Below are 6,909 nucleotides of genomic sequence, written 5' to 3'. Positions count from 1 at the left end.
CAACCTGCTAGGTTGCTCGCATTCCTTACGGAATTGCTTTGTCACAGGGCTTCAACCTTAGGATTTCTCCACCAGTTGCCTGTCAGCTACTAAGCGACTTGGTTCTTACTTAGATCGGACTTCCACCGACTAGCAATTAACGGCTTGCTGGGCACGCATAGTACAAAAAAAGCTATCCCTAATGTAGAAATCTACTTTGGAATAGCCTCTTTTCATGAGCTTGCTCTAATTTGTTTTCACTAATTTTATTAGCCCTTCTTAATCGTCTCTACAGTAGAGTGATCCATCTTCTTAACCAAACTTACTAAAAGCTGCTTCGCTGCTGCATAATCATCAACATGAGCGATCGCGGCATGGCTATGGATGTATCTTGAGCAGATACCAATAACAGCTGAAGGTACACCATTTCCGCTTATATGCACTCTTCCTGCATCTGTACCACCTTGAGAAATAAAGAACTGATAAGGGATATTTTCCGTCTCAGCTGTATCTAACACAAATTCTCTAAGACCTTTATGTGTAATCATAGAACGATCATAAATCCGTAATAAGGCTCCTTTTCCGATCTTCCCGAAGCCATCAGAGACACCAAGAATATCATTAGCTGGACCGGCGTCTAAAGCAAAAAAGATATCGGGCTGAATCATGTTCGCTGAGGTAGCTGCTCCACGCAATCCAACCTCCTCTTGAACGTGGGCTCCTGAATATAATACGTTTGGAGTGGATTCATTCTGTAGTTCTTCTAGCAATTCAATTGCAAGACCACAGCCGTAGCGATTATCCCATGCTTTAGCCATGATTTTTTTCGGATTAGCAAGTGGAGTAAATGGACATACAGGAACGATTTGCTGTCCCGGACGAATACCAATCTTCTCAGCATCCTCTTTATCATCCGCCCCGATATCAATAAACATATTTTTAATATCCGTTGGTTTATTGCGTTGCTCGTCTGTTAACACATGTGGAGGAATTGATCCGATTACCCCTTCAACAGCTCCCTTATCCGTTATGATCTGAACACGCTGAGCCAATAAAACCTGACTCCACCATCCGCCTAGGGTCTGGAAGCGAATAAAGCCTTGCTCTGTAATTTGAGTAACCATAAAGCCTACTTCATCCATATGACCGGCTACCATAACAGTAGGACCTTTTTCATCTCCACGCTTCACACCGAAGATACTACCAAGTCCATCCTGTACGATTTCATCCGTATACTTACTGAGCTCCTCTCTCATTAAAGCACGGACCTGATGCTCAAAGCCTGGTGCTCCTGGAGTTTCTGTCAGCTTTTTAAATAATTGAAATGTTTTTTCATTCATGATTGATACAGCTCCTTCCGTTACTTACCTTTGCTTTCCTTACTGTATGTATCTATAGCTCCTTTATACTGTACCATAATTCGAGCCTCGAAAGAAATGCTTAGATAGAGAAATAAAAAATAGATCCATTATTTGGTCCAGTCAAAAAAGAGGTAGCCTACCTGATATAAAGGAAGCTACCTACTTAAAACAACTTAGCATTTAAGAATCAATTTTATCTATCGTTCTTTCATTTTGTTTTCTATTTGTTTTAAATTACCATTCCCTTAAAATCAGGAAATTAACGAAAACTAATAAGCAAAAACATGCTTCCCGATCTGCCCCATCTGTGTTCTAGACCAAATCCATGAAGATGTAGCCGTTTGGGGATTGAAATAATAAAGTGCTCCTCCTGAAGGATCCCAGCCTTGAATAGCATTGTATACAGCACGATAAGCATCCCGATCTGGAGTCATATAATACTGTCCATCATCCACAGCAGTAAACGCTCTTGGCTGAAAAATAACTTCTTTCACCGTATCAGGAAAACCTCCTGCAGCTATACGATTTAATACTACAGCTGCAACAGCCACCTTTCCTTCAAATGGCTCCCCACGTGCTTCACCATAAACAACCTTGGCAAGCATCTCAATTTCATCCTGAGTATACGTATGACGGCGTAGTGTATTCCAAGTCTGCTCTCCAACCACTCCATCTGATACAAGTCCATAGCTGCTTTGGAAAAGCATAACAGCTTCTTTCGTGTGATAACCAAATAATCCGTCTAGTGCAAATTTATAGTATCCAAGCTGCTGTAAGCGGTGCTGAAGATCCCACACATACCCATTGCGATCTCCTTGCTTCAATTGCTGCCCGGTAGCTTCAATATCTTGAACTGGAAAAGCCAGTATAGAGCTGATGATTAAAAGTAAAGCCATACTGATTTTCCATGTGCGATTAAACTGCATCAAATCCCTCCCTATTCTTTTCTAAAGTTCTGTATGCAGTAGGCAAAAGAAAAAGTCTTCTTCACTATGAAAAAGACTAGTACTAGTATAGAGAGGTTCCAAAAAGAACTCAATATGAGATTGTTGGTTGGCCAACCATTTTTTTCTGATCGTTAGCTTTGATAGGCAATCGGATCTGAGTAGCCAGCCTCTTCAAAGCCTTTCAAACGTAAGCGACAGCTATCACAGACGCCACAAGCAACCTCTTCTCCATTGTAGCAAGAAGTTGTTAACTGGTAGGGAACATCAAGCTCCATACCTCGGCGAATCGTATCTGCTTTTGACAAGTGGATGATCGGTGTTTCAATCTGTAGATCAGTTCCAGTTTGTCCTGCTTTAGTGGCTAGATTAATCGTCTCTGTCATGCTAGATATAAATTCAGGACGACAGTCTGGATATCCGCTATAATCAACAGCACTAACACCTATATAGATTGCTTTTGCTCCTACTACTTCTGCATAAGCAGTGGCTAAGGATAAGAAGATAAGATTACGAGCAGGGACATACGTAATGGGAATACCTCCCTCTTCACCTTCCGTTGGCACATCTAGCTCCTCGTCCGTTAACGCACTCCCGCCAATTTCCTTCAAAAAGGACAGATTAACAATACGATGATCCTTCACTTTATAATACTCTGCTACTTTCTTCGCTTGCTCTACTTCTCTATTATGTCTTTGACCATAGTGAAATGTAATTGGGTACAGCTCATACCCTTGCTCCTTGGCTATTCCCATACATGTCGTACTATCTAGTCCTCCGCTCAAAACAATGACAGCTTTCTCCATCCATCTAAACTCCTTGTCTTTCAAGATTATTTTTCTAATATCTCTTTTTCATGTTTAACAAGCTACCCTGTTAAACTCCTCTTTGGTTAGGGTCCCATATGATTTTATGCATTTGCAAGCTAACCTTGACATGGCTGAGCTTTCGTTCTAGCACCTTTTCCACTAATTTATGTGGAGGCATCGTTTCCCATACTGGACTCATTAATACCTGTCCCTCTTCATGGTATTTGTCTAGCACCTCAAGAGCCACCTCAAAGTCCTGATCCGTCCCGATCACAAACTTAATTTCATCCTGCTTTTGCAGCCATTTAAAATTCTCGTATACCATCTTATCCATTTCCCCACTATCAGGAAGCTTGTAGTCCATGACAAATCTAACCTTTTGCTTCCACTTAGCATCAGCAGCACGACTTTTGGCAAACGTTTCTATCGGAATAGCCCCATTTGTTTCAATATGAATGTCTTCGATGTGATCCAAATAGCTAAGAGAGTGAATAATACCTGCTGATTTTTCCCGATGAATAAGGGGCTCTCCTCCAGTAAAGCAAATGGATTGACTCGGATACTTCTGCACGTCGGCTACCAGCTCTGCAATACTTGCTTCATATTCTGGCTCGGCAGGAGCATAGCTATAAGGTGTATCACACCAGGTACAGCGTAAATTACAGTGAAACACTCGAACAAATACGGTCGGAAAGCCGGCCTTCATCCCTTCCCCTTCAACCGTTTCAAAGATTTCAACCATAGGAACCTTCCAGTTTCGGACCTGTTCTTGTGTGTAAGTCTTATTGTTCCAAAGTAAATCTGGAAGGACTTGAGTGAACACAAAAAAACCTCCTTAAAGTGATTTTCTATCGCTAATAATGACTCATGCTAATGATTAGGATATACTATTTGATATACGTATAATGAATTCCACTGTCATTCTGTGATTAATGGCTTACTTTCAATCATTCAAACTCATAGTTTATCATAATTTTATGAAATGCTACAGCTTTTGTCTATACTATTAGAGCAAGGAGGTTCTTTTATGAAATTAGGTAGATTTTTGCTAGGTGTGGCAGCTGGTTTAGCTGTTAGTTATGTAGTGATTAAGAGCTCTGAAACTAAATTTGTAAAACCCGAAAAAGCACTGGCTCAAATCAAAAAGAAGTATAAGGATAAAATGAGTATTATGGGAAGCTGGATTCAGATTGAACCTATAGCCGAGGAGTTTAACGGTTTAACGTATAATATCTATCAGGGTGGACTTACCACGTTAAAGGATGGAAACCCTCATTACATTGATTTTAAAGTGGATGCAGATACGGGGACAATTCTTGAGTTACAGTCATAATGAACCAAAGATAACAGCTACATAAGCGTTCACGGAAAAAATTCAACAAATTACCGAATCTAAACTACAGATCATGGGAGCTCAAATCTAAAAAGCTCATTGCTTAAAAAACTGAAGCAAGCCATGATCTGTATTTTATTTCTTCATGTTAATAGCCCTAATTTGTTCTTCTAATCATTCCAGCTAGACATGTACTTAGGGTCTTCAAAGGTAAGGGCTAAGGATGTGGCGTGTAGTGGCCTGAACGTATCAATCATCACGGCCAACTCCTCTGTAGCTTTTTTACCTATTGAAGCTTCAATGGTTCCTGGATGTGGGCCATGTGGTATTCCTGAAGGATGTAGCGTAAACGAGCCTTGATCAATCCCCTTACGACTCATGAAATTCCCCTCCACATAATAGAGAACCTCGTCGCTATTTACATTACTATGAGCATAAGGAGCAGGAATAGCCTCAGGGTGATAGTCAAATAGTCTAGGAACAAAGGAGCAGACTACAAAATTGTTCCCTGAAAACGTTTGATGGACAGGTGGCGGCTGATGGATTCTCCCCGTAATGGGCTCAAAGTCATGAATGCTTAAAGTCCAAGGATATAGGTAGCCATCCCAGCCTACAACGTCAAATGGGTGATGCTCAAACAGATAGGAAGTAACCTGATTATCCAAATTAATTCTTACCTCAAACTCACCCTTTTCCTCCCTTGGCTCTACCCACGTAGGAATGTGGATATCTCTTTCACAATACGGGGAGTGTTCTAGCAATTGTCCATATTCATTACGATACCTTTTGGGAGGCTCAACTCGGCTATTTGATTCAACTACAAGAAAGCGATGTCCTTCACCTTCAAGTACCATTTTGTATGTTGTACCGATAGGAATCACAATATAATCTCCAGGCTTAAAAGCAAGACTGCCGAAGACACTTTCTAAAACTCCAGATCCCTCATGAACAAAAATCAATTCATCCTTAAGTCCATTCTTATAAAAGTAATTCATATTTTCCTTTGGAGTACAAAGTCCAATCTGAACATCCTCATTCGCCAAAAAATACTGCCTTCCGGTAATCGGGTCCCCTTTCCACTCAGCCCCTTTTGTACGAAAATGTCTATGCTGTAAAAGAGGCTGCGCTTCCATGTCATAGCTGATCGTTCCCTTTGCTTTAACCTCCTTGACCTTCGTAGGAGGATGTAAATGATATAGAATACTCTGCACACCAGAAAACCCTCTAGTTCCCATCACTTCTTCATAGTATAGCTCTCCACTTGCCCTTCGAAATTGAGTATGCCTCTTATTTGGGATTTGGCCCAGCTTATGATAAAAAGGCATGACATGCCTCCTTTACGCTTTTATTCTACTCTCTAGAAAACCGATTCTTTCTACCTTCAGGGTAACCTGATCACCAGCCTTCAACCAGTCTTTGCCCTGCTCTAATAATGAGCCAGTACCTACAGTCCCTGTTCCCAATATATCCCCCGGGTACAAGGTACAATCCTGTGATGCCCGAGCGATAAGTTCAGGTATGGAAAAGTAGAGCTGATTCAGGTCACCAGTAGACGTTCTTTCTCCGTTTACATATGCCTCCATTTTAAGCTGCACATGCTCACCCTGTCTGCGATCCTGCCATTCATCCACCGTCGAAACAAAGGGTCCCATGGTGGTGGCAAAATCCTTTCCTTTAGCTGGTCCTAAGCCGATTTTCACTTCCTCTGCCTGCAAATCTCTTGCACTCCAATCATTTACAATCGTTAAGCCAAAGACATGCTCAATGGCCTTTTCACGTGATATGTTCCTGCCCTGCTTACCAATTACAATGCCCACCTCTAGCTCGTAATCCCATTTCACTGAAGAGGAAGGGAAAGCGACCTCCTCATTTGGTCCAAGGATTGATTGATGATTGCTAAAGTAAAAGCTAGGAAAGTGATACCATTCCTGAACCATATCTAAGCCTCTTTGCTTTCTAGCGTTCCGCACATGCGCCTCAAAGGCATAGAAGTCTCGAAAGCTAGGAGGTCTAGGGAGTGGAGCAGACAAAAGGGCTGCGTCAAATGCAATAACCCAAGGAGACTCGGCTTCTATTTGTCGCTTCCATTCCTCTTCCTCCCAGTTCATAAACTCTGTTTCCAAAGCTTTTAAACACGGCTTATACGTCTCTTGATGCTCCAAGTAGCCAAGCAGGGTGATTGGAAACTTCTGAATAGTGGAAGACTTTTCTATTAGCTTTTGTTCAAATGGTATATTTTTCTGTTCGGATCTCTGCTTTTGCAAGGTCACAATAAATTGCAGGGACTTTTCAAAGTCTATGATATAGCTCTGCCACAAATACCCTGCTCTCTGCTCACCTGTGGAAGGATGTCGATACGTCAGCCACTTCATGCTTTCCCTCCAATTCAAACTTTTGGCAACTTCCCTAGAACCTCAAGGATTCTTTTCGCAGATTCTACAATGCCTATAGACACGAGGTACTACCGAAGCGATAAAGCTGCT

At 41.6% G+C, this 6,909-nt stretch carries 7 protein-coding genes; 1 reads left to right on the top strand and 6 read right to left on the bottom strand.

Translation table 11 applies throughout. The features are described from left to right. Positions 1-248: 248 nt before the first annotated feature. The 4 genes from J2S11_RS06655 to J2S11_RS06640 form a co-directional block, all read right to left on the bottom strand. Complete coding sequence (locus tag J2S11_RS06655) at positions 249-1,319, bottom strand: M42 family metallopeptidase (RefSeq protein ID WP_307392573.1); 1,071 nt, start codon at positions 1,317-1,319, stop codon at positions 249-251. 290 nt (positions 1,320-1,609) lie between these two features. Beyond that, a complete protein-coding gene (sleB, locus tag J2S11_RS06650) occupies positions 1,610-2,266 on the bottom strand; it encodes a spore cortex-lytic enzyme (RefSeq protein ID WP_307392571.1) in 657 nt (218 codons plus the stop codon). A 152-nt stretch (positions 2,267-2,418) separates the two neighbouring features. Beyond that, positions 2,419-3,090: a 7-cyano-7-deazaguanine synthase QueC gene (gene queC, locus J2S11_RS06645; RefSeq protein WP_307392569.1), complete on the bottom strand. Its 672-nt coding sequence runs from the start codon at positions 3,088-3,090 to the stop codon at positions 2,419-2,421. A 70-nt stretch (positions 3,091-3,160) separates the two neighbouring features. Continuing rightward, positions 3,161-3,916: a 7-carboxy-7-deazaguanine synthase QueE gene (locus tag J2S11_RS06640; protein ID WP_307392567.1), complete on the bottom strand. Its 756-nt coding sequence runs from the start codon at positions 3,914-3,916 to the stop codon at positions 3,161-3,163. A 204-nt stretch (positions 3,917-4,120) separates the two neighbouring features. Between J2S11_RS06640 and J2S11_RS06635 the strand changes: the two genes are divergently transcribed. Next, positions 4,121-4,426, top strand: a complete 306-nt coding sequence (locus J2S11_RS06635) for a PepSY domain-containing protein (RefSeq protein WP_307392566.1) — start codon at positions 4,121-4,123, stop codon at positions 4,424-4,426. 170 nt (positions 4,427-4,596) lie between these two features. Here the strand turns inward: J2S11_RS06635 and J2S11_RS06630 are convergent, their stop codons facing one another. Together J2S11_RS06630 and J2S11_RS06625 are read right to left on the bottom strand one after the other, a co-directional pair. Further along, entirely contained in the window at positions 4,597-5,751 is a 1,155-nt protein-coding gene (locus tag J2S11_RS06630) for a homogentisate 1,2-dioxygenase (RefSeq protein ID WP_307392564.1), read from the bottom strand. 12 nt (positions 5,752-5,763) lie between these two features. After that, positions 5,764-6,798 (bottom strand): fumarylacetoacetate hydrolase family protein, encoded by a 1,035-nt coding sequence (locus tag J2S11_RS06625; protein WP_307392562.1) that lies wholly within the window; start codon positions 6,796-6,798, stop codon positions 5,764-5,766. Positions 6,799-6,909: the final 111 nt, after the last annotated feature.

The sequence above is a fragment of the Bacillus horti genome, from assembly GCF_030813115.1.
Lineage (GTDB): Bacteria > Bacillota > Bacilli > Caldalkalibacillales > JCM-10596 > Bacillus_CH > Bacillus_CH horti.
The sequence above is the reverse complement of the archived record's forward strand: the minus strand, read 5'-3'. Positions and strand labels throughout refer to the sequence as shown.

What these genes read in the sequence shown, in the direction of transcription:
- J2S11_RS06635 (WP_307392566.1), top strand. Translation starts at nt 4,121, where the DNA reads ATGAAATTAGGTAGATTTTTGCTAGGTGTGGCAGCTGGTTTAGCTGTT.
- J2S11_RS06655 (WP_307392573.1), bottom strand. Translation starts at nt 1,319, where the DNA reads ATGAATGAAAAAACATTTCAATTATTTAAAAAGCTGACAGAAACTCCA.
- sleB (WP_307392571.1), bottom strand. Translation starts at nt 2,266, where the DNA reads ATGCAGTTTAATCGCACATGGAAAATCAGTATGGCTTTACTTTTAATC.
- J2S11_RS06630 (WP_307392564.1), bottom strand. Translation starts at nt 5,751, where the DNA reads ATGCCTTTTTATCATAAGCTGGGCCAAATCCCAAATAAGAGGCATACT.
- queC (WP_307392569.1), bottom strand. Translation starts at nt 3,090, where the DNA reads ATGGAGAAAGCTGTCATTGTTTTGAGCGGAGGACTAGATAGTACGACA.
- J2S11_RS06625 (WP_307392562.1), bottom strand. Translation starts at nt 6,798, where the DNA reads ATGAAGTGGCTGACGTATCGACATCCTTCCACAGGTGAGCAGAGAGCA.